The organism is Corynebacterium sp. HMSC05D08 (assembly GCF_001807215.1).
In the GTDB taxonomy this organism is placed as follows: Bacteria; Actinomycetota; Actinomycetes; order Mycobacteriales; family Mycobacteriaceae; genus Corynebacterium; species Corynebacterium striatum.
Genome location: NZ_KV788328.1, coordinates 48,856 through 75,185, shown reverse-complemented (window position 1 = coordinate 75,185; position 26,330 = coordinate 48,856). Strand labels below are relative to the sequence as shown.

Below are 26,330 nucleotides of genomic sequence, written 5' to 3'. Positions count from 1 at the left end.
CGACATAAAACAACAAAAACAACTCAATACACAAAGAGAGGTTCTAGAACACTATTGTTTTAGAACCTCTCTTTTGCGTTTTCCATCAAAACTCAATCGATAAAGGAAACCAACCTGCATTCAAACCATCCAACAGACTTAAAGACGCTAGTTCGGGCGGCTTCGATGAGTCGAACGCAGCTTTATTCACCGCACATAGCACCCCGGTAGCATTCGAATACATTGACGCTGCGGACGCAGCGCTGGCAAGCAATAAGGGTTTTCCTTCTTAAATTATCACTGTGCCTAAAGGACACAGTGAATTAAAGATTGGTTCGCGCGCGGATAAGGAGGAGGGGATCTGTATTCGAACCATCGAAGAATGTTCGGAGCGCTTATTTCGAGGGCCTCGATGGTCTGAATGCAGGTATTTTCCGTTTCTTAGTTTGAATGGGGCTTTCGATGCTTGTTTTGGATTGGGCACCGCTTGGTTTTGGTGTTGGCAGTGTAGTCTCTGCAGCTCGTGTCGTTCATGTGGTTGGTGTCGGGCGAACCGCTTCGTGCCTGTTCTCTGCTTGTTTGCCTGTACGGTAGTTCCTATGACTCAACCCAAGGAACCACGCATCTTCCGCATGGAGTGGAAAGAGATTCATAATGCCTACATCGCTAAGGCGGAGCGGAAGTCCCGCACTAGGGAAGAAGTAGATGAGCTTATTTCGTGGCTTACTGGCTACGATGCAGAGGGTATTATCTCGGCGGGAGAGCTAAGCGTGCGTGAGTTCTTTGATGAAGCACCGTCGCTTAACCCCGACCGTTTCTTGATTACCGGCAGCTTGTGCGGTGTTAAGGTGCAAGAAGTTGAAAACCCTTTGATGCAAAAGATTCGCCAGCTCGACAAGTTGATTGACGAGCTGGCGAAGGGCAAGGCCTTGGAGAAGATTAAGCGTTCAGGCGCTTAACTGCCTCACGAATGACTTCGGGGCGCTTGCAGAACGCGAAGCGTACCTTGTAGCGCCACGGCTCAGGGTTGTCCGTGAAAGCCGTGAGCGGAATAGCCGCAATGCCCTTGGTTACCGGGAGTTGTTTGCAGAACTCGATCCCGTCCATCCCCGTGTGAGAGATATCAGCTACCAAGTAGTAGGTGCCGCGGGTGGCGTGGAGCTTAAAGCCCGCATCCTTTAAACCTTGCGCAAGAATGCCGCGGCATTCGGAGAGCTCGTCGACCATATTGCTCAACCACTCGCGCTCTTCCACCAATGCGTGAGCCACGGCCGGCTGGAACGGAGTGGTGGATACAAAGGTCATGAACTGCTTTGCCTTGATGACGCCATCGAGGAGGTCTGGGTGGGCAATGGCCCAGCCGGTCTTCCACCCAGTCGCATTATAGGATTTGGCAGCAGAACCAACCTTCACGGTACGGGTCTCCATACCGGGAATACGTAGTACCTCAACGTGCTCGGCATCATCGAAGGTGAGGTCCTCGTAGACCTCGTCGGAAAGCACGAGCAGGTCATGCTCCACGCAGATATCGCGCAGGCCTTCTAGTGCTGCGCGGCTAAATACTGAACCGGTGGGGTTATGCGGAGAATTGACGATCACCATCGCGGTCTTATCCGTCACAGCGGCGCGCACAGCATCGACGTCGAGGTCCCAGCTTCCTCCGGAAGGCTTGAGCGGGACGGGGACACGGGTGGCGTCGGCAAGCGCAATGGCGGCGGCATATGCGTCGTAGTAAGGCTCCAGCACAATGATCTCTTGGCCTGGCTCAACGAGTCCCAGCACGGTCGCCGTGATGGCTTCCGTTGCGCCCGCGGTGACCGCGATGGCTTTGCGTGCAACGCTGTAGTGGTATGCCAAGGCGTCGATAAGCTCAGGGCGTCCCCGCAACGGTGCGTACTGATTGTTGCCCGAGGCAATCTGTTCTTGCGCGATCTCCAGCATGCGTGCCGGCCCGTCGGAGTCAGGGAAGCCTTGACCCAAGTTGACGGCATCATTGTCCACAGCGAGCTGCGTCATGGTGGCGAAGATAGTCTCGCCGAACTGTTGAAGACGTTGAACAGTCATTACAGCACCAATAGGTCGTAACGGGTGGCCTTGACGTCGTTGAGGCGCTTGCGAGCACGGTCAAGGCGTTGCCACTGGTCTTCCGGGATGGACTTGCGTGCCATGGTGACTACCTCAGCATCAGGAGTACCCCACGCAATAGGCATTGGGCTGATCTGCTGCCAGTGGTCCTTGTCGCTGCTGGTGCGCTGACCAGAGACGGCGGCGACTGGAATCTTGGTGCCTACCGTGCGCTTGACACCCGGCACCGATGTCACGGTGCGCAGGCATGCCCCCCAGCGCGGCGGCAGCTTTGGATCGACGTTGGTGTTCACCAGCGCCATGAGCACCATGTCTCGCTCGTTGACCTCAGCCACCACAGCCGGTGCTAAAGGATAGGAATCATAAAGCTTTTGGGCGCTTCCTACCTTGCTAGCGGCAGCAACGCCCACGACAGCGACGAGGATTCCAAACAGCGCAAGGCCCAAAGCCACGGTAAAGCCCCAGGCGGCCGCGACACCGAGGTAGACCGCTACGGCGCCGACGATGAGCAGCAGGCCCATGATGAGGCCCGAGTTGCGCAGGCGCGAAGAATCGCGGAGGAGTTCGTTGTTCTTCTTGGCGTAGGTCTCATCGACCTCGAATCTAAAAATCTTCATAAGAATCACAAGTCTACTTCGTCAACGAGGCGATATGCGTAACCTTGCTCCGCCAAAAATCGTTGACGGTGCAGCGCATATTCCGCATCGATGGAATCGCGGGTCACGAGGGTATAGAACGTTGCTTCCTTGCCGTCAGCCTTGGGGCGTAGTAGGCGTCCGAGGCGCTGGGCCTCTTCCTGTCGGGAGCCAAAGGTACCCGAGACCTGAATGGCAAGGGCGGCCTCTGGCAGATCGATGGAGAAGTTAGCCACCTTGGATACCACGAGGATCTGCAGCGCGCCTTCGCGGAATTGCTGGAAGAGCTTCTCGCGCTTGGCGTTCGAGGTCTTGCCATCAATCACAGGGGCGTCGAGATGCTTGCCCAGCTCCTCGAGCTGATCCACGTAGCCACCGATGATGAGGGCTTGCTGGCCCGCGTGCTGGGCCAGGATCTTGTCTACCGCCCGGTGCTTTGCGCTTGACGACGCCGCGATTCTGTAGCGCTCGCGCGGCTGCGCCGTGGCGTAGAGCATCCGCTCCTCGGGGTCCATGTCCACGCGGACCTCAATGCAGTCTGCGGTGGCTATGTAGCCGGCGGCCTCCAGCTCCTTCCACGGGGCGTCGTAACGCTTGGGCCCGATGAGCGAGAAGACGTCTCCTTCCATGCCGTCCTCGCGGATAAGCGTGGCCGTGAGCCCGAGGCGACGGCGGGACTGGAGGTCCGAGGTCATACGGAACACCGGGGCAGGCAGCAGGTGGACTTCGTCGTAGATGATGAGCCCCCAGTCACGGGAGTCGAAGAGCTCCAAGGCGCGGTATTCGCCCTTGGTCTTGCGGGTGACCACCTGGTAGGTGGCGATAGTAATCGGCTTGATCTCTTTCTTCTCGCCGGAGTACTCGCCGATCTCGGACTCGGTGAGCGAGGTTCGCCGCAACAGCTCGTCACGCCACTGGCGGCCGGCCACGGTGTTGGTCACGAGGATGAGCGTGGTGGCCTGGGTCTTGGCCATGGCGGCCGCGCCCACGATGGTCTTGCCTGCGCCACAGGGTAGGACGACGACGCCGGAACCGCCGGACCAGAAAGAATCTGCGGCGTAGGACTGGTAGTCGCGCAACGCCCAGCCTTCCTCCACGAGGGAGACCGGGTGCGACTCGCCATCGACGTAGCCCGCGAGATCTTCGACCGGCCAATTGGCCTTGAGCAGTTCTTGTTTCAGGCGTCCGCGCTCGGAGGGCGGTACGGCAAAAGTGTGATCGTCGATGCGGGCGCCGAGTAGTGCGCTGACCTTCTTGTGGCGGGAGAGCTCCTCGAGGATGGGGACTTCATCGGATTCCAGGATGAGGCCGTGGGCCGGGTGGGCGTGGAGACGCACGCGGCCGTAGCGTGACATGGTCTCCGCGACGTCAATAAGCAGCGCCTGCGGCACCGGGAACCGGGAGTAACGCTCGAGGACGTCGACAACCTGCTCGGCATCGTGGCCGGCCGCGCGGGCGTTCCAGAGAGCCAGGGGAGTGATGCGGTAGGTGTGCACGTGCTCAGGCGCGCGCTCGAGCTCCGCGAAGGGAGCGAGCGCGATGCGAGCGGCCGCGGCGTCCGCGTGATCGACCTCGAGAAGCACGGTCTTATCTGACTGCACGATGAGTGGGCCTGGCATACGGGATCCTTACTTTTTGACTTAAGACTCGAAAATATTTTGCTGACTTTGGAAGGGAACTTAGACAAGGTGCACTGAGGTGATGCGGTGTAGCGGGAAACGAATCATTGAACCATCGGAACCTGCCGCGTCCACCTGGCCGCCTGCCACGGACAAAGGTTTGACTGTTCTGTTCTTTGAGTTGCCGTTCTTATCCGCATAGACGATGGTGACCCGGCGGCCGCTACGGGCCGCGGCATGCAGGATGTCCAGGCTGGTCTCATCCGCGGCTGCGGGTGCTGTCTCACCACTTGCGAGAAGCGCCGCGGCGACGGAAACAGGATCGGCGCTTGGCTTCGCGGCTTTGCGAGCTGCAGGCGTGGGCAGGGCGTAGGGCTCGAGGGCCACGCTGAGCGACGCCCCGTTCTCGTCCTCGGCGGCAGGCGCCATGCCATGCTCGCGTAGCTTTTCTAGCAAAGGTCCCACGCGCAGCTGAGAGATGGCGACCGTGGGAGCGATTAGGCGCAGCTCGGGGACGACGCGCACTGCCATCTCTAGCAAAGCAGGATCCTCGCTGCGTAGATACGCCAGTGCGGGGCCGGAGCGCAGCGTGCCGTGTCGGCGGGAGACATCATTGATGAGGAACTCGAGGGCTTGTGGCACCTCCGAGTGGGCGGCGAAGAAGGCAGTGATGTCCTCCGCCGTCATGCCGACGTCGAGGCCGCGACGAAGAGTTGACTCCGTGATGCGGTACAGGCTGGCCAGCCCCGGTGATTCGAGGTCCGCTAGATCACTTAGCCGGTGATGAGAGGTGGCCTCGAGCGGTCCGGGGACCAAGACCGTGAGGTCGCCTTGGATGATGAAGTAATCCACGGTGTCAGGCGTGAGCGAATGGGTGGCTGCTGGGTCTAACAGCGCTTGGGTGGCTTGCCCGAGCGCGATGAGGCCGAGCCATTCGGCTTCGTCGACCAAGGCGTCGATGGTGACGGACTTGGTGTGGGTGGCAAACAACGGGAAGCGGAAACGCAGATCCTCCCAGAATTCCTCTTTGCTTAGAGGCGTGGCGGAGTGCGCGTAGATATCCATGACGGTTGCGCGATGGCGGGGGAGGCGGTCTTTTGAGGACTCGGGATCGAGCAGTCGGCCTTCCTCCCAGGGCTGCCAGGTGGAGTGCTGCCAGGCGTCGATAAGCACGCTCCACTTGTCCGCAAGCGTGGCATCCAGCCACTCTTGGGCGCCTTGGGTTGGCGCGAGGAAGTTTCCTTCCAAACCTTTGGGCTCACCGCGGCTCAGCAGTCGCGCCGCGAAGCCGAGGCAGACCAAGCGGCGTAACTCGGTCTCGGTGATGGACAACTCCTTGGCCAGGTGTGCTTGGGGACGCACACCGACGGTTTTGTCCTTGAGGAGTTCGATGGGGTGCGCGCCGAGGGCATCGATAAGCTGCTCTAGTTCGCGAACAACTTGGAGTCCTGCTGCGGTACCGGCGTCGTTAGTCTTAGAATTCGGATTTGGCGTGCCGGCTCGGCCGCTGGGTTCCAGCGGAATGAGTTCGGGGGTGCGGCCCTCGAGGGCACGGCGTGCGGCGCGGGGAAGACGCACCGTACGGGAGTCCACACGCGTGAGGATTCCTTTGGCGAGCAGGCGCGGGATGGGCCGCGCGGGGTCGGCGTCAGGAGCGGCGTCGCGAGTAGTGCCCACTCCGCCGGAAGTGACAAGCGTTTGGAGGATGCGTGCCTCGTCCTCAGGAAGCGCAGCAATTTCCTCGGGTGCAGTGGTGCTTTGGTGCAGCAGGGACCATTCAGTGGGAAGGGCCTGCATGAGACCTGGTGCAAGGCCCACAGTATCTGGATTGGTGGCGTCTGCACTGGTTGTGAAGGCAAGACCCCGCTCGAGCAGCTGGGACGTAGCTGCGGGCTTGGTGACAGCGACTTCCTCGAGCTCACCGCCGCGCTCGGCGATGTCCTCAGCGGCTGCCAGCAGCGCAGCGTCGCAGTGCGATAACGCGAGCGTGAGGGAGGTGCGCAGAGTCAAACGCGTGGCCAACGGGGCAATAGTCGGGGGTAGTGGATGCAGAACATCGCTGCGGTGGGCGAGCAACGTGGCGAGCTGTGTTTGGTCAAGATCTGCCAGCCAGGTGCGGAAATTGAGCGCGGCTGATGGATGCTGCTGAGGAGGGGTCATGGTGGCACACAAGTTTAGTGGGTAATTGAGTTACTTTTTGCGCCGGGGTTTGGAATAATAAGGGCTATGTCGAATCAGAAGAATGGCTTCGTGTCCCCGGCTTGGCCGAAGAACGAAAATCGCGAGCACGCAATCACTGAAATCTACGCGCCGTTCGCTGGTGCATCCAGCCCATACGGTGACGATCTTGTCCTGCCGATGCCGGCGGAGAAGCTCAACTACGTGCACCCATACACCCGCATCAACCGCTAAACAAAGCACTAGCCGCGTGCCTAACAAGGCTAAAACGCAAAAGACTCCCTGCCACCTCGAATGACGAGGACTGGCAGGGAGTCTTTGTATGAAACGCGTTGCGTTGGCGCTTCGTGTTACTTCTTAGAGGTTGCCGACCAGCTGGGCAATCGGGTCAATAAAGTTGCGGTTTGCGGAGTAGAACGCGTTGAAGTCGTGGCGGTTTGCCTTGTACTGGTTAGCGAACTCAACCGGGATGGACAGTCCGTACTTAGCGGCGGTGTCCTCAACAAATGCGTAGAGAGCATCAACAGCGAGCTCGTCGGATGGCTGTGCTGCAGCCTGCTTAACTGCAGTCGGTGCGGCTGCCGGAGCAGCAGGAGCTGCGTCCAGGTTACGCGGGGTAGCAGCGGAGTTCAGGCCGAGGGAAGCGGAGCAAGCTGGCCATGCGCCCCAACCCTGGGATGCGAGGACCTTCTCTGCAATTGCGATCTGCTGCTCGCGGGTTGCCTGGTTTGCGGTCGGTGCGTACTGGCCGCCACCGAATGCGGACCAGGTCTGGCCGGAGAACTGCAGGCCGCCGTAGTAGCCGTTGCCGGTGTTGATTGCCCAGTTACCGCCGGACTCGCAACCTGCGAGGCGGTCCCAGTCAGAATCCGGCGCTGCGGATGCGGTCGGTGCCATGATGGCGGCAGCTGCACCGAAAGCGACGGTGGAAGCTGCGAACTTGGTAGCGAACGAGTTGTTCTTAGCGGAGTGGCGTCCCATGAAAGTATTCCTCTTCTCTAGATTTCTCGCGCCCACGTTGTGCCCAGTCCGGCAAATAAAATGTTTTTGAAAGCGTTGTGCACAAATATCGGCCGCCGCGAGTAAGCCCGGACTGTGTGTGGGGCGAGACTTCCTCGCTGGCGACCAAGTGCCTGCGTCAAACAGTAACGGTTTATAACGAAATAGTCACGTAATCAGCCCGGAATGGCGGGCAGGTACAGAAATCTCGCTCTATTTTCGCAGGTCGCGACGAAAATGTGAATTAGATCACCCGTGTAACGTGTGTTGTTTATGTGGCAGCAACTTCAAAAGTTGTGTCGAAAGGGTTAATATAAATCTCTTTATTGCCCCCGAGAAAGAAAGCGAGTAGGGCACGTGCCAATCGGCAAAGTTAAGTGGTTTGATGCTGACAAGGGCTTCGGCTTTGTGAGCAACCCCGGCGATGAGGACGTCTACGTCGGTCGTAACGTACTGCCCGAAGGCGTCGATGAACTGGTCCAGGGCCAGCGCATCGAGTTCGACTTCGCAGCCGGCCGTCGCGGCCCCCAAGCCTTGCGCGTCAAGGTTCTGGATTCCCCGCGTCGCCGTACTCCTTCCCGCAAGCCAGAAGAACTATCCAGCATGCTCTCTGATGTTATGACTCTCCTGGAGACCCAGGTCCAGCCAGTGCTGGCTCAGGGCCGTTACCCGGAGCGCAAGACCGGCCGCCAGGTCGCAGAGATCCTGCGTGCTATTGCCAAGGACCTCGATAGCTAAGCGTATAAGGAACACTAAGGACGTCAGCAACAAAGAGTGCGGGCCCTCCCTTAAACCCCTCGACGAGATAGTTGAGGGTAGGAAGGGCCCGCACTTTTTTGTGCGCTGGGGCGTTATGTGGCGCTACTTTTTGGCAGCAGTGGGCTTGCTTGTGGGAGCGGTGGATTCGCTTGCAGGAGCAGCGGTCTTGGTGGCTTCCGCGAGGTCTTCCTCGGACATCGTGGACAGGGACCACACCGTGCTAAACGGTGCTTCTTCGCCCTTGGCGTCGGTGCCCAGCATCAGTGCAGAGATTTCAACGACCATCAGGCGTGGGCGTTTGCCCTTGGAAGCGGCAATTGGGTCGACGGAACCCATGACGTCGACAGAGCTCGTCTCATTAGCGCCGTGGATGGTCTCATCGTTCGCGGCAGGATCATCATAAATTGTCAGAATGCGCCACTCGTTTGCTGAGACCGCTTCGGGGATCTCCAGGTGAAGGGTGTCGTTTTCACCGACGGTGAGGTTAGGGGTCTCGCCCTCCGGGCAGTCCGTGCCAATCTCGCAGACCATGTACGGCGCCACCTCGAGGGATTGATCGCCCACGCTGGCCTTAATCTTCACGTCCTTGGGATCCGGGCCGGGGCGGCTGTTCCACCAGTTCTGGAACAGAACTACGGACACCACAATTACTGCCACCGCGATGATGAGCGCCAACAGCTGCAGCAGTGACTTCTTCCTTGCTTCCTTACGGGTTGCCATGGCAAAAAATCCTACTCGAACGTCACGCGATACAGATCAACCCACCGCTTGCCGGTGATCCAGTACTCATTCGTCCCAGGTATATGGGCGATTCCGTTGAGCACATCATTGATGGATGTGGGGCCATTCTCGTTGAGCCCGGAGGCATCAATCACTGCCGTAACCGCGCCAGACTGTGGGTCGATGCGCAGAATATCCTCGCTCATCCAGACGTTGGCGTAGACATTGCCGTCCACGCATTCCAGCTCGTTGATCTTCTCCACCGGCTGGCCTTCCAGGGTCACGTCGGTGCGTGGTGCTACTTCCTCGAAGGTCTGCGGATCGAGGTGGCGCAGCTGCGAGGAGCCATCGGACATGATGAGCTGCGTCTTGTCTGCGCCCAAAGCGCACAGTCCCCAGCCCTCACCTTCGTAGGTCGCGCGGCCGACCTCCTCGAGAGTCACCGGGTCGCGCTTGACCGCCTGACCAGCCTTCCAGGTCAATTGCCAGATGGCATCGGAAGTCTGCGCGATGCCTTCACCAAAGTATTCGGTGGACAGCGAAACCTCTTGTGTGGCTTCTTCCGCGCCGGGTTTCACACGCATCAATCGGGACTGGCCGTATAGTCCAGTGCCCACCAAGAGGTTGCCGTCTGGGTCGACTTCGAGTCCTTGGGTAAACGTGTTCGGGATCATCTTGGTGTGTTCTTTCACGGAGACCTTGAGGTGCTCTACGGCCTCACCAGCCTCCTCACCTTTTTCACTGGAGGCAGGGGAGGCGCTGGTTGCTTCATCGGGGTTTGCGGGTGCATCGTTTGAGCAAGCGGCCAGAGCCCCCACGGTGCCGAGCGCTGCTGTGAGGGCCGTAATGCGGGATGGAAAAGACGTAATGAAAGAACCCATGCACGTTATTGTGCCTGATGTCGTGGATAATGTAGTGCGTGACTAAGCAAAATCAGCCAACGAACCCTCTTCTCACCGATATGGCAGTACGCATCGCCCGCGCAGCCGTGGACGAGGTAGGCGAGGGCGGCGTCGGAAAGCACCGTGGCGTCGCCGGAGTCGGCCGCAACGTTGCTACCCACCGCTTCGAGGCTGACATGCCCGGCTACCCAGGGTGGGAGTGGCAGGCCGTCGTGGCGTGTGCAGAGGGATCTCGATTTGTCACGGTCAATGAGGTTGCGCTGGTGCCTGGACAACAGGCCCTGCAGGCGCCGGAATGGGTTCCTTACACCGACCGCGTGCGGCCAGGCGACCTAGGGCCGGGTGACCTCATGCCGCCCGCGCTTGACGACGACCGCCTAGCTGATGGAAAGCTCTCCGCTGCGGGCCTGGAGCGCGCTAAGAATAGGTGGCGCACCGGAGCCTTTGGCCCTAATACGGATATGGCTTCGCAGGCTCCGCTGCAGTGTAAAACGTGCGCGTTTTATCTCGAATTGATGCCGAATTTTGGCGTGTGTGCCAATGAATACTCTGCCGATGGTCGTGTGGTGCACGCCACCTATGGATGTGGTGCGCACTCAGAAACGAAAGTTCGGGAAGAGGGATCCATCACGGAAATTGCTTTCGATGACGAAAGACCTATTTACTAGCGCATTCATGGTTTGCTTTCTTTAGCTCTAAAGGTAAGACTAGGCCAGTAAAATTTAATCCTCCTGGCACTAGGTAAAGGGGCTCTCTTAAGCGATGAACGCAGCTCTCGATCGATATTTCAAAATCTCTGAACGCGGTTCCACCGTGGGGACTGAGATCCGCGCTGGCGTGGTCTCCTTCTTCGCGATGGCCTACATCATCCTCCTCAACCCGCTGATTCTGGGCACCGCACCGGACTCCGCCGGACACACGCTCGGCGTCCCACAGGTGGCCGCAGCTACCGCGCTGATCGCGGGTATCATGACCATCGCTTTTGGTGCCATCGCTCGCTACCCGTTCGCCATGGCTGCGGGCTTGGGCATGAACACCTTCGTGGCCGTCACCATGGTCTCTACCAAGGGCCTGGAGTGGAAAGAAGCCATGGGCCTCGTGGTCATCGAGGGTATCATCATCGTCTTGCTGGCCATCTCCGGCTTCCGCCAGGCTGTCTTCGATGCCATCCCGGCTTCGATGAAGGCTGCCATGGGCGTGGGTATCGGCATGTTCATCGCCATCATCGGCTTTGTGGACGGTGGCTTTGTCACCCGTGTTCCTGACGCAGCGCACACCACCGTTCCGGTGGGCTTGGGCATTAACGGCTCGATTGCTACCTGGCCTGCTTTTGTCTTCGTAGTAGGTCTTATCATCTGTGCCTTCATGGTTATCCGCAAGGTCCGCGGAGGACTGTTCTTGGGCATCGTGATCACCACCATCATCGCCATGATTCTGCAGGCTATTTTTGGTTCTGAGGATTGGGGCATGGCAACGCCTGAGATGCCCGGCTCCTTGGGCGGCGCACCAGACCTATCCATTGTTGGAGAAGTCAGCCTGGTGGGTGCCTTTACCAAGCTGGGAGTTGTGGCGACTGTGCTGCTTATCTTTACCCTGTTGCTGACCAACTTCTTCGACGCCATGGGCACCATGAACGGTCTGGGCAAGCAGGCTGGTTTGGTCGATGAGAACGATAATCTTCCGGACATGCGCACCGCGCTGGTCGTGGAGGGTGCCGGTGCAGTTGCCGGTGGTTTGGGTTCGGTTTCCTCGAACACAGTCTTTGCTGACTCCGCGGCGGGCATCGGTGATGGTGCCAAGACCGGTCTTGCCAACATCACCACGGGCGTCATCTTCTTGCTTGCCATGTTCCTGACCCCGCTCTACGAAATCGTCCCAATCGAGGCTGCCGCCCCGGTTCTGGTTATCGTCGGTGTGATGATGGCCAGCCAGCTCAAAGACATCGAGTGGACCAAGATGGAGGTCGCCATCCCGGCATTCCTGACCATCGTGGTCATGCCGTTTACCTACTCCATCGCTAACGGCATCGGTGTAGGCTTCATCGCCTTCGCTTTGATGTCCGCTTTTGCCGGTAAGGCAAAGCAGGTGCACTGGATTATGTGGCTGATTGCCGCGCTCTTTGTTGTCTACTTCGGAATGACTCCAATTACTAACGCGCTAAGCTAGCGTGCATGCGTGAAGTAATTTCTGACCCTTTAGACCCTCGTCTTGACGACGTCCGCGACTTAAATAAGTCGGACAAGTCAGGCGAGGGTCTAGTCATTGCCGAGGGTCACCTCGTGGTCTCCCGTCTCGCGGAGTCTCGTTTCCCTCTGCTCTGCATCGTAGGGTTTGGTTCCAAGCTCGACGCTTACGTCGAGGAGTACGGCGATCCAGGCTGCCCTATGTATGAGGTGACTAGGGAGACGCTCGCGCAGGTGGCGGGCTTTGACATGCACCGTGGCTTGGTAGCGGCAGCTGACCGCGCGGCGGAGCCGACTCTGGAGGAAATCCTGCGCACTGCGAAGACAGTGGTGGTGCTCGAAGGGGTGGGAGACCACGAGAATATCGGTGCCATCTTCCGCAATGCGGCGGGAATGGACGTCGACGCCGTGCTCTTAGGATCGGGCGCTGCGGACCCGCTATACCGCCGTTCCGTGCGCGTGTCCATGGGGCATGTTCTGCGTCTCCCCTTCGCTCACCTGGATGGCGGTTACACCATGTGGCAGCGATCCTTGCAGGTGCTTCGAGACGCCAATTTTCGCCTTGTTTCGCTGACCCCTCACCCGGAGGCGGTGCACCTGGCGCAGGCGCTGCACGGCGCTGAGAAGGTGGCTCTCCTGGTCGGTGCGGAGGGCCCGGGCCTTACCGAACATGCAATGAAGGCCACCGATGTGCGTGCCCGCATACCGATGGCCCCTGGAACCGATTCTTTGAATGTGGCCACCTCTGCGGCCATTGCGTTCTACGAACGCCAGCGGTCCCGAATCGACTTCGAGGTCTGACGGACGTAGTCGCTCACGAGGCGACCCAAACGCTTGGCAGTCTTGAGGATCTCCTCGCCGGTGGATTCCGGCTCGAGGTCGTGGTCTTCGTAATCGTCGTAGTCATTGAACCCAAGCTTCGACACGGAAGCCGATGCTAGGTCGCCAAGGCTGCGCTTGTGTTGCGGCTTGGCTACTTTGGGTTCTGGGCGCCCGTCGGTGGCATAGCCCACCACGTCCAGGTCAGGGCCATCGGTGTTGACGTCGATGCCGAGCCAATAAGATTGCGCTGCCTCCATGATGCCGCGTGGCTCAAATGGCAAGGAGATGCCGCCCACGGGCTCGTATTTCTCGCCAGCCCAGTACGGCGCCTCGAAAGGCTCGGGTAGGCCCGTATCTTCCATGACGTTGAAGCGAGTGCCGCACAGGCAGCGCTTTAGGCTGCCGGCGGTCCAGTGGGCGAAGCCGGCGTAGCCGGTGCCTTCTTGAGTAGCGAAGGCATAGATTTCCAGGGCAGGTACCGCGTTGAGGAGGCTGTCCGGAAGCTGGGAGAGCACCAGCTGGTCCTCTTCGATTACGGTCTGCACCACAGTCACGCCAGGGTATCCGCCGATGTAATACTCGCTATCGCCAGCTTGGGCAGAGCGGTTTAGCGGGAACTGGCCGATGGGGGTCACGGGCAGCTTGGGGTTGAGCTGTGCCAAAAACTTTCGCCCAAAGCCGCGGTCAGCTTTGGGTTCGGTGCGCAAGATTGCGGCAGGGTCTTCCGCGGTGACGTACCAGAGAGTGAGAACAGGTTTATGGTTCACGACAAACTACTCGCTTAACTTCTAACGATGAGGTTTAAGCACTCGATTCCCGTGCGGCTTACTCGCGCGGGCGCTTGGTGTTGGAACGCACTCCCAGCAGGACGTCCTCCCAACGCGGCGTCACAGCGCGGCGGCGACGGCTCTTTGGCTTGGGCTCGGCTGATGGGTTCTGTAGGAAATCCTCGTCAGCGGCATCGGCATCGTCGGACTTTGCGGTGCTATGGGAAGCGTTGGTATCGGCATCGGAACCAGCGGTGGTGCCAGCGTCCTTGTTGCTATCCGGTACTGCCGGGATGTCGTCGCGCGTGATCTCGGAAGCTGTGTCTTCGTCTGCGTCGGCTGCTGAATCTAGGTCAGGTGTAGATGCGGTGGAGACTACGGTCGGCGCGGTGAAGTCGGTGATGTTGGTGATGTTGGTGACTCCGATTGGGGTGTCGCCGTCGATCGCCTTGTCGTAGCGCTCGCCGCGTCCCACGGACGTCAAGGAGCGAACCGGCTGCACGAAGTCCGGGTCGGTGAGATCTGCGGCGACAGAGTTGCGTGCCTCAACTGTGGCAGGGGAAGACATAGTCTGCTTGAAGGTCCACTCTGCCTCGTTCTCAGACAAGCCAGCTTTCCAGGTGATGCGAACTACCCAGGGTTCGCCCTGGTGGCGGTAGGCATCCCAAGTAGCTTCAGAAAGTGAGTGGCCGCGGGCTGCGAAGGCGGTGGCCAGAATCTCCCACAAAGTGAGCTTGGCTGGGCCATCTTCGCGTACTGGGTGAGCCTGCTTGGCAATCTCGGCGATGCGTGCGCGCTCCAATAGGACAGGGTGTGCAAAAGGCTCGATGCGGGATTCCGGAGCACCGATTTCCTCAGCGATCTCGGCTGCGGAGGCACCAGCGCGGATACGGGTCTGAATCTCTGCGGGGCGCAGGCTAATTGCGTGCGGACGCGACTCGTTGTGGTCGCGAGAGGAGCCGCCAGAAGTGTGCGACGAAGCCGCGGAAAGCGACGGGCGACCCATGTCAACAGCGGGCTGGGAATCGGAAGAACCAGCTGCGCTTCCTGCAGTGGAGTCTGCATCAGCAGAATCCGCGGACTCGGTCTCAGCGGTATCCGCGGTGTCGTCGGGATGCGACTCTGCGGCTACGGAAGAGGAGGAAGGAAGGCTGGAAATGCTGCCCCAGGAATCTTCTTCGGGCTGTGGAGCGTGCAGAATCTCGCGGAGGTCATCCGTTACTGCGAGGAAGAACTCTTCGCCTTCCTCAGTCTGCATGACCAAAGAAGTAGTGGTTGAGTCGCTTTTTGCGAGGAAGAGCTCGCGCATTGAGGGCGCTCCTTTTGCTTGTCGACGGATTCGATCGATACCTCATAACAGTTATTAGATTGAAGCCGAAGCATAAGCCTTAGCGGTTTGTGGGACGGACATCAATGGCCAATGCATTGTTATTAAGGCAGTCAGGCGTACCCCAAAGAGTACGTGTGATGGAATCCACTTTAACCCAGAAATGCCCCGCGCTCGGGGAGGAACGCGGGGTATGTTGGCTCTAGTACAGGCTGTATTTAGCGGTTGTCCAGCACGTAGTCGATGGCCTGAGTGAGCTTGGCGACGTCCGCCGGGTCAATCGCCGGGAACATTCCGATGCGCAGCTGGTTGCGGCCCAACTTGCGGTACGGTTCAACGTCCAAGATTCCATTTGCGCGCAGCGTCTTTGCCACGGCTGCTGCGTCGACCGAATCATCGAAGTCGATGGTGCCAACTACCAGCGAGCGACCTGCAGGATCAGCAACGAATGGGGTTGCTTCGCTGCGGCTTTCGGCCCAGCTGTAGAGGATGTTCGAGGACTGCGTGGTGCGTGCAACCATCGCGTCCAAGCCGCCCTGCTCGTTCATCCACTGAACCTGGTTTTCCAGCATCAGCAAGGTAGAGACTGCCGGGGTGTTGTAGGTCTGGTTCTTGCGGGAGTTATCCACGGCGGTCTGCAGGTTGAGGAAGGCCGGGATGAAACGATCGGAGGCGTTGATCTTCTCGATACGCTCCAGTGCGGCAGGGGAGACTGCAGCGAGCCAGATGCCGCCGTCCGAAGCGAAGCATTTCTGCGGGGAGAAGTAGTAGACGTCAGCATCGGCCATGTTCACTGGCAGGCCGCCTGCTCCGGAGGTGGCGTCGATGACGACTAGCTGATCGGCGTTGTCCGGATTAGGGCGCACGACGTTGACCATGGCGCCGGTAGAAGTTTCGTTGTGAGCCCAAGCGAAAACGTCGGCGCCTTCAGAGTTGGCCTCACGAGGATCTGGGGCGGTGCCAGCCGGGTAATCGTTAATGATGGGCTCATCGAGCCATGGGGCTTTAGAACTTGCCTTGGCAAACTTTGAAGAGAACTCGCCATAAGTCAGGTGGGCGGACTTCTTCTCGATTAGACCAAATGTTGCTGCGTCCCAAAAAGCAGTGGCGCCACCGAGGGATAAAATGATCTCGTAACCGTCAGGCAAAGAGTAGAAATTGCTCAAGCCTTCGCGGATGGAACCGACCACATTTTTAACGGCGGGCTGGCGGTGAGAAGTGCCGATAATGGTCTCCGCGGCATTGGAAATTGCCTCAATTTGGGCGGGGCGAACCTTGGACGGTCCGCATCCAAAACGGCCGTCGGAGGGGAGTAGATCTGCAGGCAGGACGAGTTCTGTGTTGGTCATGCGGGATAGTGTAGCCCAATTTCGATTGGCCTATTGGTGGAAGTTGAAAATACCTGATGTTGGCAGCGTCACAACTTTTGATAAAGTGTGAAGAGATTTAAAGGATCTTGCCGGCATGAATCCGGCGTTAAATGTTGAGAAAGGATCAACAAGTGGCTTCTGAAGACAACAAGGTTGTTCTCCACTACCCAGGTGGCGAGTACGAGATGGACATTAAGCAGTCCACCGAAGGCGACTCTGGTTTTGATATTGGCAAGCTTCGCAATGAGACGGGTCTCGTTACCTTTGACCCGGGCTACGCAGCCACCGGTTCCACCGAGTCCAAGATCACCTTCATCAATGGTGAGGAGGGCATTCTTCGCCACCGCGGTTATGACATCGCTGACCTGGCAAACAACGCCACCTTCAACGAGGTCTCTTACCTCTTGATCAAGGGTGAGCTGCCAAACCAGGAGCAGCTGGCCGAGTTTAATAACGAGATCCGTCACCACACCTTGCTGGATGAGGACTTTAAGGCACAGTTCAACATCTTCCCGCGTAACGCGCACCCGATGGCCGTTCTGGCTTCCTCGGTTAACATTCTTTCCACCTACTACCAGGACCAGCTCGATCCGCTGGATGAGGAGCAGCTCGATAAGGCTACCGTTCGCCTCCTGGCTAAGGTGCCAATGCTGGCTGCATACGCATACCGTGCATCGCAGGGTAAGCCTTACATGTACCCGGATAACAAGCTGAACGCTCGCGAGAACTTCCTGCGCATGATGTTTGGTTACCCAACTGAGGAGTACGAGGTTGACCCAGTTGTCTCCAAGGCCCTCGATAAGCTGCTCATCCTGCACGCTGACCACGAGCAGAACTGCTCCACTTCCACCGTCCGCATGATTGGTTCTGCTCAGGCAAACCTCTTCGTTGCCATTGCTGGTGGCATCAACGCTCTGTCCGGCCCTCTGCACGGTGGTGCAAACCAGGCCGTTCTGGAGATGCTGGATGATATCCAGAAGAACAACGGTGGCGACGCAACTGACTTCATGAACCGCGTGAAGAACAAGGAAAAGGGCGTTCGCCTGATGGGCTTCGGCCACCGCGTGTACAAGAACTACGACCCACGTGCTGCCATCGTCAAGGAGACTGCACACGAGATTCTCGAGCACCTCGGTGGCGACCCAATGCTGGATCTGGCAATGGACCTCGAGAAGATCGCTCTCGAGGACGATTACTTCGTGTCCCGCAAGCTGTACCCGAACGTCGACTTCTACACCGGTCTTATCTACCGTGCGATGGGCTTCCCAACCGACTTCTTCACCGTACTGTTCGCAATCGGCCGTCTCCCAGGCTGGATTGCGCAGTACCGTGAGCAGCTGGAATTCAACACCAAGATCAACCGTCCGCGTCAGATCTACACCGGTGAGACCCTGCGCAAGGTTACCCCGCGCGCGGAGCGTGCATAAGCACTCCACTTTCTGCACGCTAGTAGTGCGATTGAGAGCTTGCGCTGTCTAGCTTGAGCTAGACGACGAGGCCCGTAAATCGTCCTAGGGTGCACAAATGAAGCCGAATTGCAGTTGAACCCGTATACTGGGAACACTGTGGTTCGGCTTTTATCGTTCTGACTAACCCGATTCTCACCGTGAGGCGGGAAGAAGGTTGGGTGTCGAACCTATAAAACAAACGTTTCCCAAGGAGGATTTTCCCCAATGGATAAGCCCGTAATTGAGGCTCATACTGAGCCGGCCCCGACTGAGCTGGTTATCGAGGACATCGTTGTTGGCGATGGCGCAGAGGCACAGCCGGGTGGCTTCGTAGAGGTTCACTACGTGGGCGTCTCGTACGAGGATAACCAGGAGTTCGACTCTTCCTGGGGTCGTGGCCAGTCCATCGAGTTCCCGCTGACCGGTCTCATCGCCGGCTGGCAGGAAGGTATCCCCGGGATGAAGGTCGGCGGTCGCCGCAAGCTCATCATCCCGCCGGAGAAGGCTTATGGCCCAGCCGGCGGTGCGCACCCACTCGCTGGTCGCACCTTGGTCTTCGTTATTGACCTTATTCGCGCCTAAGACAGTTCTCTTTTACCCCGTCTGTCATCATCGCAAGATGATAGCTTGCGGGGTTTTCTAATCACCTAAGCCTTCTTGGCCCATTGCATGGGAATCTCGTGCACAATGGAGACATGAGTGTCCCATTTATCCCTTTTAATGATGACCGCGAGATGCCGCAGCTGGGTCTCGGAACCTACAAGATGACCGGCGATGAGTGCATCAACGCCGTACGCGAGGCAATTGACCTCGGCTACCGTCACTTTGACACCGCGACCCTCTATGAGAACGAAGCTGAGCTGGGGCAGGCGCTTAACGACGCCATGCGGGCCGGCGACGTCACGCGCGACGAGCTCTTCATCACCTCCAAGGTCTGGCACGATAGCCACGGTGCCAACAAAGTTGATGCGGCCTTCAGTGAATCCCTCAAGAAGCTGCAGCTGGATTACCTGGACCTCTACCTTATTCATTGGCCATGGCCGCAAGGTGGGCTGTACGTAGAGACCTTCGAAGAGATGGCTCGTTTGCAGGGCATGGGGCAGATCGCATCCATTGGTGTTGCGAACTTCTACGAAGAGACCCTGCAGGAACTCATCGCCCGGACTGGCATCGTGCCAGTCCTCAACCAGGTGGAGCTGCACCCAGGCTTCACGCAGCCGGAACTGCGTGAGTTCCACAACGAACATGACATTGTCACCGAGGCTTGGTCGCCGCTTGCTAGGGGAGAGGTAATCAACAACCCTGACGTTAAGGCTGTTGCCGCGAAGCATGAGGCAACGGCAGGTCAGGTCGCCATTGCCTACCTGCTGGCCAAGGGAATCTCCGTTATCCCTAAGTCGCGTAAGCGCGAGCGTTTGGTTGAAAACCTCGCTGCTGCGGAGCTCGAACTTAGCCGTGATGATATTGCTGTCCTCGATGGCCTTGAGGTCGGGGGAGACGGTAGCGGACGCTTGTACAAGGACCCACGCGAGTTCCCTGGCTAAAGCGCACGATAGACCTGCAGTGGCAGTGTGAGGTGGTAGCGCCTCGCGCTGCCACTTTTGCTTTTATGGGACTGCGATCTTTGCCACACCTTGATTCACAAAATTTGCAATGTGCAGTTCTTTCGATTTTGGGGGTACTTTGCTAATTGTTAACTCTGCAGGTAAGGGCGCTTAAAGGGGGTGGCTAAGTCTTGCGAATTCAAATTTTCTTGGCAAGGTTTACAACCTTGCAATGTGAGTTGGGTAACTTACTTTCCAGACGAAACGTGATGAATGCCACCGCGTCCATTCAAGGATTCTCTTCAATCCTGGGTGGTTTCGCGAGGGCAGGGTCACGCTCGTGAATGACATTTTGTGAAATAGGACAACCCACAAGGAGAGCGCCATGAGTAACTCACCTGCCTCGATTCCTACCCGTCGCGAGCCGACGGCGCAGGAGTTCATCGAGATGCGCGACAGTGCGCAGTTTAAAGAGTTGCGCGGAGCTTACCGCAACTTCACCTTCCCGATGACCATCGCCTTTTTCGTGTGGTACGTCGTCTACGTCCTCGCTGCAGTCTTCGCCCCAGACCTTATGGGCACCGAGCTCGGCGGCGGCTGGAACGTAGGCCTCGTCTTCGGTATCGCCCAGTTCGTGACCACCTTCGCGATTACCTGGATTTACGTTAAATACGCAAACAAGAACATCGAGCCGCGTTCGGCCGCTATCCGTGAAGCATTGGAGGGCTAAAGATGCTGACTTACAACCTCGCTGCAGAAACTGCAGACTCGGCTGCCGGCAACCCGGTACTCAACATCGCTGTGTTCGGTGCCTTCCTCGTTATCACCATGTGGGTGGTTCTGCGAGCAGGCAAGTCCACTAAGGAAGCCTCTGACTTCTACACCGGCGGTGGTTCCTTCTCCGGACGCCAGAACGGCCTGGCAATCTCCGGTGACTACCTCTCCGCGGCTTCCTTCCTCGGCATCGTCGGCGCTGTGGCGCTGACCGGTTACGACGGATTCCTCTACTCCGTAGGCTTCTTCGTGGCCTGGCTGGTCGCGCTGATGCTCGTGGCCGAGCCAATGCGTAACGTTGGCCGCTTCACCATGGCGGACGTTTTGTCCTTCCGCCTGAAGCAGCGCCCAGTTCGCGTGGCTGCGGCTATCTCCACGCTGTTTGTTTCTCTGTTCTACCTCATCGCTCAGATGGCCGGTGCAGGCTCCCTGGTTTCCGTTCTGCTGGACATTCATGACTTCACCTGGCAGGCAGTCGTCGTCGGCATCGTCGGCATCCTCATGATCGTCTACGTTCTCGTTGGCGGTATGAAGGGCACCACCTACGTCCAGATGATCAAGGCTGTCCTGCTGGTTACCGGCGTCGTGGCAATGTGCGCCATGACCTTCTTCGCCATCAAGGGCGGCTTCAGCACCCTGTTCTCTGACGCTATCGACATGCACGCTGGCTCTGACTACATCAAGGAGAAGGGCTACGAGGCCTCCCAGATCATGGAGCCAGGCCTGAAGTATGGCAAGTCCCTCACCACCAAGCTTGACTTCATCTCCCTGGGTATCGCTCTGGTCCTCGGTGTTGGCGGCCTGCCACACGTTCTGATGCGCTTCTACACCGTGCCTACCGCAACTGAGGCTCGTCGTTCCGTTACCTGGGCCATCGTCATCATCGGTGCTTTCTACCTGATGACCCTCATCCTGGGCTACGGCGCTGCTGCACTGGTTGGTCCGGACCGCATCCTCGCCGCACCGGGCGGCGCAAACGCCGCGGCACCGCTGCTGGCGCTGGAGCTGGGTGGCTCTGTATTCATGGCAGTCATCTCCGCAGTGGCCTTCGCTACCGTTCTGGCCGTCGTTGCAGGTCTTGCCATCACCGCTTCCGCGTCCATTGCACACGACGTCTACCACTCCGTCATCCGTAACGGCGAGTCCACCGAGGCTGAGCAGGTTCGCGTCTCCCAGATCACCGTTGTGGTCCTCGGCATCGTGTCTATCATCCTGGGCATCCTCGCCATGACTCAGAACGTCGCCTTCCTGGTCTCCCTTGCCTTCGCAGTGGCTGCGTCTGCAAACTTGCCGACCATCCTGTACTCCCTGTACTGGCGCCGCTTCAACACCGCAGGTGCTGTGGCCTCCATGTACACCGGTGTTATCTCCTGCTTGCTCCTCATCTTCTTCTCCCCGGCAGTATCCGGTACCGAGACCTCGATGTTCCCGAACGCAGATTGGGCACTGTTCCCGCTGTCCTCGCCAGGCATCGTCTCCATCCCGCTGTCCTTCCTGGCTGGCTGGATTGTCTCCCTGATGACCCCGCCGGACAACTTCGAAGAGCTCTCCGCTGAGATGGAAGTTCGCTCCCTGACCGGCGTTGGCGTTGAGGCGCCAGTCGACCACTAAAGCACACAAGGGACTGCAGTACTATCTAGACCGTGCTTAGTTCTTTTCTAGAAACGAAGGCGGCTCCGATGAGGTTCGGGGCCGCCCTCGCCGCGTTTTCAGTCGCCGGCTCGCTGCTCGTCGCCTGCACACCCGCAGATGAGCGCACAGCGCAGGAGAAGGGGGCGTCGTCAAGCGCTGCTGCAGCACGTGCCACCGAGCACGAGAAGGGTGACGCGGACCTGAATGGGCAGCCTGATTCGGTGAGCCAATTCCTAGGTGGCGAAGACCACCAGCAACTGAGCTACTACCGCGTGGGGGACGGCATGCGGATGGCCACCAAGAACGAGCATGAGCCGCGTCCTGCGCTCAGCCTCATCAAGCTCTACATCGCTACCTATGTGTTGGAAGAGGGCTCCTTCAATGACAAGTACGAAGCCCTGGACATGATTGCGAACTCTTCCGATACCAGCGCGGAAGACCTCTTTAACAAGTACCCGAAGTCCATTGATGCCATTGCCAAGGAATACGGCCTTTTGAACACCAAGGCCGGGGATAAGTGGGGTACCTCGGTGACGTCGACCTATGACGTCGTGCGCTTTGTTGTGCAGCTGTTGGAAGACGACCCTACACACCCTGTTCTTGTGGCGATGGCCCACGCCGATCCCGTCTCGGAGGACGGTTACGAGCAAGACTACGGCACCGCCAAGCTGCAGAACGTGGTGGGAACAAAGTGGGGCTGGTCGAATGATAAGACTCTGCACTCCTCAGTTTCCTTCGGCAGGAACTTCGTGGTGGCGGCCTCTGTCACCGGCAGCGCCGATGATCTCACCAAGTTTGTGAAGTCTGAGGTCACCGCGGAAAACCTTCGCGAGGGCACCACCCGTTTCCATAAGTCCCTGAGTGGGGAAGAAGTGGAGACGACCACGGCATCGAAGACGACGATCACCGTAACCTCCACCGCGAAGAAGGACTCTGACAAAGCGGATAAGTCCTCGAGCGCTAAGCAGGAGCCTTCCGAATCGAAGAAGGAAACCTCTGCAAAGCAAAGTGGGGTTGATAAGAAAAAGCCCGCGCCATCGGCACGGGCTAAAGCGACGTCGTCAACCTCGCAGACTTCTATTTCATCGCGTTCTGCAAAGTAGCAATCAGGTCAACGGCTCCCTTGACCTGTTCTTGGGATACGGACGAGCCTCCAATGCGGATGCCGTTGGCGTCAACGCGCGGCATCGTAACGCCCGGGGCCATCGACTCCACCTGGGAGCTCAACGCACCTAGTGCGTCTGAGGAGCCTGCCGGAATCGACGGCGCGGGTGCCGGGGTAGCAGTTCCTGGCTTGGATGGCGCAGCCGGTGCTGGCGCTGCCTGGCCGGGCGTCCACTGACCCCAGTCGCGTGCGTAGACGTGGTTGATATCCACGGTCACGCCATCTACCACGCGCTGCGCGGAGCCCGGCAGCTGGTGGATGGTGGTGCGTGGGTGGATCTTTCCACCTGAACCCCAATCGTGCATCCAGTAGAAGGAGCCGATGCGGTCCTGCACGCACCACTCGATGGTGTTGTAGTTTCCGTAAACGCCGGTCTGGTAGCCCGCCGCGGAAAGCAGCTTGGAGAAAGCCTGCAGGTAGGGCTTGATCTGCTGGTCGTACTGCGCGCGGGTGGGGTTGTCATCGATGGCGATGTAGATCGGGCGGTTGGTTGGGCCGCCCGCAGCTTTGTGGATGGCGATTGCCTGCGGTGCGTGCACAGCAGCGCCCGCAGCGCCTTGCTTCCAGTCGGCGGTTTCTGCGCGGCCGAACTGATAGATGGAGGCCGTGGCCAAGCCAAGGGCGGCGTTGGCCTTGGTTTCCTTCAATGTCACAGGCTTGCCGGTCATCCAGGTCTCAGTGCCAGGGCGGCGCTGGGACACGTAACGAATGGCGCCCAGGTGGCCGGCGTTCTTGATTGCCTGTGGGGAAGGAACACCCACGGCGAAGTCGATGATGGTGCCGAGAACCGGGCCCAACGCGAGCGCGGAGGGGGCTTGGGCACTGACGACGCCCGCGGTAAGGACCACAGCGCCTGCCTTAAACAGGGAACGGCGGTTGAAGGTTGCAGACACGGTGACTTACTCCTTGTACATGAACTTTGAAAGCGAGAGCGGAGTTGAGCGCGAGATTACGCAAGCTAATTAACTTTTATCACTTTAGTTAACAAATGTACCGTAGTATGTGGCGTGTCTCGTGCATGGATGCATGCAGATCCGCAGCGCACAGCAGATTAGAGATCTAGGATTAAGCAATACCGCTTGAGGTCGTCCGCGACTGAAACGACGAGAAGCCGTTCGGGTAGGGGGTTTAAGGATTTGGCGTGGAATCAAGGCGTGACCTGATTAGGACTGATTGAGAAACCTAACATTCGTCGGGTGCTCAACCGTGCGGGATACCGTGCAGTCCTTTTCATGGGAGATGTGAATTAGGTTGTCCACCATCGACTGCGCTTGGCGGCCTTCGGGTGTGTCGGGGAAGCGAAGGGTGAAGCCGACCTCGACGTCGCTAAGCCGTGCGGAGTATCTCTCCCCTCGGGCTGATTGACTCGAAAGGAGAGGGAATGGCAACCATTCGATGCTAGGCGCACACGGTCCGCAAGGGGTCAGTGACCGTCAAGGCCACCACCACCGTCAAGATCTGGACCGCTACGATCAAGTTGCACAAGCTGGGTCGCTAGCTGCCTCGTCCTGGGAATCATCCGCCTGTTAGGGAGGGAGGGGAGAGTGGCTCGCAACCCCAAGCAGACCAGCAGGTCTACAGCGAAGGCGTCCAGTAAGGTGCTGCGCGGCAAGAGTTATAGTGCGGCTGCGAAGAAGGCCGCCGGCAGCGCACTGCCTCAAGCGTCGAAGCGTCGTGGCAAGTAGCTGCACAAAGTCTGGTGTGGTCCGCAGATGAGCTCCGTCTGCATGCATCGGCTGTTGGTTAAGGCCGGTGGCGATACTTAGTGAGAGTGGACTGGCAATTTCGCCTGTTTGAGGTGTTAGTTCAAAAATCGGCCCCTCATTTGACCGATTTTTCAGCGGCTGAAAAGCTATGTTGTTCAAGCCAACTCAGCAGACTGGTTTCGAAAAGCGTGATTGTGTACATAGCCCTAATTCGCTTGTAGCTAAGCCAGACCTCTGTGCCTCTTCGAGAAGCTCGCCAATTTGGCTAATCATATGCTGAATTTATCAACTGGGTTCGGGAAGAGTCCTTCTTATTTTTAATTTGCTCAAGTGGAGGGTTTATCAGTGCCTGGTCGTGGAAATTTTTCCGGGCCCCATATTGACATTATAGTTTTTGCTGAAATGAATGTTCCCACGCCGAAAGTGAGGGATACAAGCGCTGCGCTTAATAGGTAGTTTTCAAACCCTCCCGGCCTAATCCATATAAAGAAAACAATGGAACAGAATAAACTAAAAGCGCCAAGCTTCACTTTGGAGTCCAGAGTCTTTTCATTTCCTCTAAAGTAGCGACGGTGGTTTATTATGGTGAAAATAATTCCTGTAATTAGGCCCCAAATGAGTCCTGCCGCCAAGGCGGGAACGGCTACTAGTATCACTGGTTTTCCAGGGGGGTAGATGAATCTCGATTAGCTTGTTCTTGTTGCAGCTGAAGAAGCACAGTTTCTGGAATGCCCTCTAGGGAAACTGGGTCATTCAAATCAACCAGCGGAAACTCGTCTGGGTTCCATTCGGCTGCAAGCTGATCTGCATCAATGTACTCAGATTCGGGAGATGGGCCGACGGGGTTTTGTAAAAGCATAGTCCTTGCTGAAGAAATGCATTTATCACTGGTTCAGTAGTCTACAGATGAATTTTCGATGCTCCCGTAAAGGGTCCCATGCTCGAACCTCCATAAAAATTTGATTCTATCCTCCCACACACAAACCATCAGACACGCTCTGGACGCGGCTTCCTCGTCAGTTACGTAGATCCAGCGGGCAAAGCAGGACGCCGCGGAACCGGCACCGACCACAAACACGACGCAAGGCCCTGAGCATCGCGCCGAGGGCCGATGACAGAAGCTGAAACGTGCACAACTGACAACGAAGCCCACCGGTTCTGCTCTGGACGCGGCTTCCTCGTCAGTTACGCAGATCAGCCGGGGGCTAAGTAGCAAAACGAAAAACTCGAGACACCGTAGGAACGATGTCTCGAGACTTCACATTGTGCCCCAGAGAGGATTCGAACCTCCGACACCGGCTTTAGGAGAGCCGTGCTCTATCCCCTGAGCTACTGGGGCGGGGGTGCTTAACGCAACGAAACTAGGTTACCAGTACCGCCCGAGTTGGCGTTAAATCGGATAACTTGTTAGCCATGGGAAATCATCATGACAATATCGTCCATTTCACTGACGTGCAGCGACGCGAGGTATTCGCCGAGACCATTAGCAAAGACGGGGTGGAAACACTTGCCATCGAGAAGGCCGTCCCGGGTGGGGCCTCCAAGCGCTTGCTGCTGCTCAACAAGTATGATGCACAGAAGCTTAAAGCAGCGTTGGACGAGTACCTCAACACCATCTACTCGAAGGAAATCTCCGGGATGGGTGGCACGCTCTCACCAGCGGACATGGTTGAGCTTTTCGGCGAGGACGACGACTAATCCGTGGTCGCTCGCCGA

General features: G+C 58.2%; 25 protein-coding genes and 1 tRNA gene. 13 read left to right on the top strand and 13 right to left on the bottom strand.

Annotated features, from left to right (window positions below; genetic code table 11):
• The first annotated feature begins 578 nt into the window (after positions 1–578).
• Positions 579–938 carry a DUF2200 domain-containing protein gene (locus tag HMPREF3148_RS06225; protein ID WP_049152356.1) on the top strand — a complete coding sequence of 120 codons (360 nt, stop codon included), beginning with the start codon at positions 579–581 and terminating at the stop codon, positions 936–938.
• Here the strand turns inward: HMPREF3148_RS06225 and HMPREF3148_RS06220 are convergent.
• The 4 genes from HMPREF3148_RS06220 to HMPREF3148_RS06205 are packed head-to-tail and all read right to left on the bottom strand — an operon-like array spanning position 919 to position 6,478.
• Positions 919–2,043 carry an aminotransferase class I/II-fold pyridoxal phosphate-dependent enzyme gene (locus HMPREF3148_RS06220; protein ID WP_049152353.1) on the bottom strand — a complete coding sequence of 375 codons (1,125 nt, stop codon included), beginning with the start codon at positions 2,041–2,043 and terminating at the stop codon, positions 919–921. The two genes, HMPREF3148_RS06225 and HMPREF3148_RS06220, sit on opposite strands and share 20 nt — an antisense overlap.
• Positions 2,043–2,681 carry a DUF3239 domain-containing protein gene (locus tag HMPREF3148_RS06215; RefSeq protein ID WP_049063630.1) on the bottom strand — a complete coding sequence of 213 codons (639 nt, stop codon included), beginning with the start codon at positions 2,679–2,681 and terminating at the stop codon, positions 2,043–2,045. Before HMPREF3148_RS06215 ends, HMPREF3148_RS06220 begins: the two co-directional genes overlap by 1 nt.
• A 5-nt stretch (positions 2,682–2,686) precedes the next feature.
• Positions 2,687–4,318 carry a DNA repair helicase XPB gene (locus HMPREF3148_RS06210; RefSeq protein ID WP_070508902.1) on the bottom strand — a complete coding sequence of 544 codons (1,632 nt, stop codon included), beginning with the start codon at positions 4,316–4,318 and terminating at the stop codon, positions 2,687–2,689.
• 60 nt (positions 4,319–4,378) lie between these two features.
• Positions 4,379–6,478 carry a helicase-associated domain-containing protein gene (locus HMPREF3148_RS06205; protein ID WP_049159474.1) on the bottom strand — a complete coding sequence of 700 codons (2,100 nt, stop codon included), beginning with the start codon at positions 6,476–6,478 and terminating at the stop codon, positions 4,379–4,381.
• A gap of 66 nt (positions 6,479–6,544) precedes the next feature.
• Here HMPREF3148_RS06205 and HMPREF3148_RS06200 point away from each other — a divergent pair, with 66 nt between their 5' ends.
• A complete protein-coding gene (locus HMPREF3148_RS06200) occupies positions 6,545–6,730 on the top strand; it encodes a hypothetical protein (protein WP_005530285.1) in 186 nt (61 codons plus the stop codon).
• A gap of 123 nt (positions 6,731–6,853) precedes the next feature.
• Here the strand turns inward: HMPREF3148_RS06200 and HMPREF3148_RS06195 are convergent, their stop codons facing one another.
• Complete coding sequence (locus HMPREF3148_RS06195; RefSeq protein ID WP_049159477.1) at positions 6,854–7,477, bottom strand: resuscitation-promoting factor Rpf1 domain-containing protein; 624 nt, start codon at positions 7,475–7,477, stop codon at positions 6,854–6,856.
• A 375-nt stretch (positions 7,478–7,852) separates the two neighbouring features.
• Here HMPREF3148_RS06195 and HMPREF3148_RS06190 point away from each other — a divergent pair, with 375 nt between their 5' ends.
• Positions 7,853–8,233, top strand: coding sequence for a cold-shock protein (locus HMPREF3148_RS06190; RefSeq protein ID WP_005530281.1), 381 nt, complete (start codon positions 7,853–7,855; stop codon positions 8,231–8,233).
• 123 nt (positions 8,234–8,356) lie between these two features.
• Here HMPREF3148_RS06190 and HMPREF3148_RS06185 read toward each other — a convergent pair whose 3' ends face one another.
• Together HMPREF3148_RS06185 and HMPREF3148_RS06180 are read right to left on the bottom strand one after the other, a co-directional pair.
• Positions 8,357–8,974 (bottom strand): DUF2771 domain-containing protein, encoded by a 618-nt coding sequence (locus HMPREF3148_RS06185; RefSeq protein WP_005530279.1) that lies wholly within the window; start codon positions 8,972–8,974, stop codon positions 8,357–8,359.
• Positions 8,975–8,985: 11 nt separating this feature from the next.
• Positions 8,986–9,855: a glutaminyl-peptide cyclotransferase gene (locus HMPREF3148_RS06180; RefSeq protein WP_053085482.1), complete on the bottom strand. Its 870-nt coding sequence runs from the start codon at positions 9,853–9,855 to the stop codon at positions 8,986–8,988.
• Between the two features lie 80 nt (positions 9,856–9,935).
• Between HMPREF3148_RS06180 and HMPREF3148_RS06175 the strand changes: the two genes are divergently transcribed.
• From HMPREF3148_RS06175 to HMPREF3148_RS06165, 3 genes are all read left to right on the top strand, one after another.
• Positions 9,936–10,544: a DUF3027 domain-containing protein gene (locus tag HMPREF3148_RS06175; RefSeq protein WP_049159480.1), complete on the top strand. Its 609-nt coding sequence runs from the start codon at positions 9,936–9,938 to the stop codon at positions 10,542–10,544.
• Positions 10,545–10,638: 94 nt separating this feature from the next.
• Positions 10,639–12,042 carry an NCS2 family permease gene (locus tag HMPREF3148_RS06170; protein ID WP_049166682.1) on the top strand — a complete coding sequence of 468 codons (1,404 nt, stop codon included), beginning with the start codon at positions 10,639–10,641 and terminating at the stop codon, positions 12,040–12,042.
• A gap of 5 nt (positions 12,043–12,047) precedes the next feature.
• The gene (locus HMPREF3148_RS06165) at positions 12,048–12,860 is read left to right on the top strand and encodes a TrmH family RNA methyltransferase (RefSeq protein ID WP_049166681.1); all 813 of its coding nucleotides are present in this window, start codon (positions 12,048–12,050) and stop codon (positions 12,858–12,860) included.
• On the opposite strand, the gene HMPREF3148_RS06160 is transcribed toward HMPREF3148_RS06165, so the two are convergent.
• The 3 genes from HMPREF3148_RS06160 to serC form a co-directional block, all read right to left on the bottom strand.
• Positions 12,821–13,648: a DUF6928 family protein gene (locus HMPREF3148_RS06160; protein WP_005530269.1), complete on the bottom strand. Its 828-nt coding sequence runs from the start codon at positions 13,646–13,648 to the stop codon at positions 12,821–12,823. The two genes, HMPREF3148_RS06165 and HMPREF3148_RS06160, sit on opposite strands and share 40 nt — an antisense overlap.
• 58 nt (positions 13,649–13,706) lie before the next feature.
• Positions 13,707–14,957 (bottom strand): septation protein SepH, encoded by a 1,251-nt coding sequence (gene sepH / locus HMPREF3148_RS06155; RefSeq protein ID WP_049166680.1) that lies wholly within the window; start codon positions 14,955–14,957, stop codon positions 13,707–13,709.
• Between the two features lie 236 nt (positions 14,958–15,193).
• On the bottom strand, positions 15,194–16,324 hold the full coding sequence (gene serC / locus HMPREF3148_RS06150; protein WP_005530267.1) for a phosphoserine transaminase: 1,131 nt from the start codon (positions 16,322–16,324) through the stop codon (positions 15,194–15,196).
• Between the two features lie 152 nt (positions 16,325–16,476).
• On the opposite strand from serC, the gene HMPREF3148_RS06145 reads away from it, so the two are divergent.
• The 6 genes from HMPREF3148_RS06145 to HMPREF3148_RS06120 all read left to right on the top strand — a co-directional run bounded on the left by HMPREF3148_RS06145 (position 16,477) and on the right by HMPREF3148_RS06120 (position 22,846).
• Positions 16,477–17,772, top strand: coding sequence for a citrate synthase (locus HMPREF3148_RS06145; RefSeq protein ID WP_080548627.1), 1,296 nt, complete (start codon positions 16,477–16,479; stop codon positions 17,770–17,772).
• 246 nt (positions 17,773–18,018) lie between these two features.
• Entirely contained in the window at positions 18,019–18,375 is a 357-nt protein-coding gene (locus HMPREF3148_RS06140; RefSeq protein ID WP_005530265.1) for an FKBP-type peptidyl-prolyl cis-trans isomerase, read from the top strand.
• 113 nt (positions 18,376–18,488) lie between these two features.
• Positions 18,489–19,337 carry an aldo/keto reductase gene (locus HMPREF3148_RS06135; RefSeq protein ID WP_049063627.1) on the top strand — a complete coding sequence of 283 codons (849 nt, stop codon included), beginning with the start codon at positions 18,489–18,491 and terminating at the stop codon, positions 19,335–19,337.
• A gap of 385 nt (positions 19,338–19,722) precedes the next feature.
• On the top strand, positions 19,723–20,067 hold the full coding sequence (locus HMPREF3148_RS06130; protein WP_005530263.1) for a DUF485 domain-containing protein: 345 nt from the start codon (positions 19,723–19,725) through the stop codon (positions 20,065–20,067).
• Positions 20,068–20,069: 2 nt separating this feature from the next.
• On the top strand, positions 20,070–21,722 hold the full coding sequence (locus HMPREF3148_RS06125; RefSeq protein WP_005530262.1) for a solute symporter family protein: 1,653 nt from the start codon (positions 20,070–20,072) through the stop codon (positions 21,720–21,722).
• Positions 21,723–21,790: 68 nt separating this feature from the next.
• Positions 21,791–22,846 (top strand): hypothetical protein, encoded by a 1,056-nt coding sequence (locus HMPREF3148_RS06120; RefSeq protein WP_049063629.1) that lies wholly within the window; start codon positions 21,791–21,793, stop codon positions 22,844–22,846.
• On the opposite strand, the gene HMPREF3148_RS06115 is transcribed toward HMPREF3148_RS06120, so the two are convergent.
• The 3 genes from HMPREF3148_RS06115 to HMPREF3148_RS06105 form a co-directional block, all read right to left on the bottom strand.
• A complete protein-coding gene (locus tag HMPREF3148_RS06115; protein ID WP_034657208.1) occupies positions 22,821–23,801 on the bottom strand; it encodes a DUF1906 domain-containing protein in 981 nt (326 codons plus the stop codon). The two genes, HMPREF3148_RS06120 and HMPREF3148_RS06115, sit on opposite strands and share 26 nt — an antisense overlap.
• 1,465 nt (positions 23,802–25,266) lie before the next feature.
• Complete coding sequence (locus tag HMPREF3148_RS06110; RefSeq protein WP_046645055.1) at positions 25,267–25,473, bottom strand: hypothetical protein; 207 nt, start codon at positions 25,471–25,473, stop codon at positions 25,267–25,269.
• Between the two features lie 407 nt (positions 25,474–25,880).
• Positions 25,881–25,953, bottom strand: a tRNA-Arg gene (locus HMPREF3148_RS06105).
• A 74-nt stretch (positions 25,954–26,027) separates the two neighbouring features.
• Between HMPREF3148_RS06105 and HMPREF3148_RS06100 the strand changes: the two genes are divergently transcribed.
• Positions 26,028–26,312, top strand: coding sequence for a cg0963 family protein (locus HMPREF3148_RS06100; protein WP_049062779.1), 285 nt, complete (start codon positions 26,028–26,030; stop codon positions 26,310–26,312).
• The last annotated feature ends 18 nt before the right edge of the window (positions 26,313–26,330 follow it).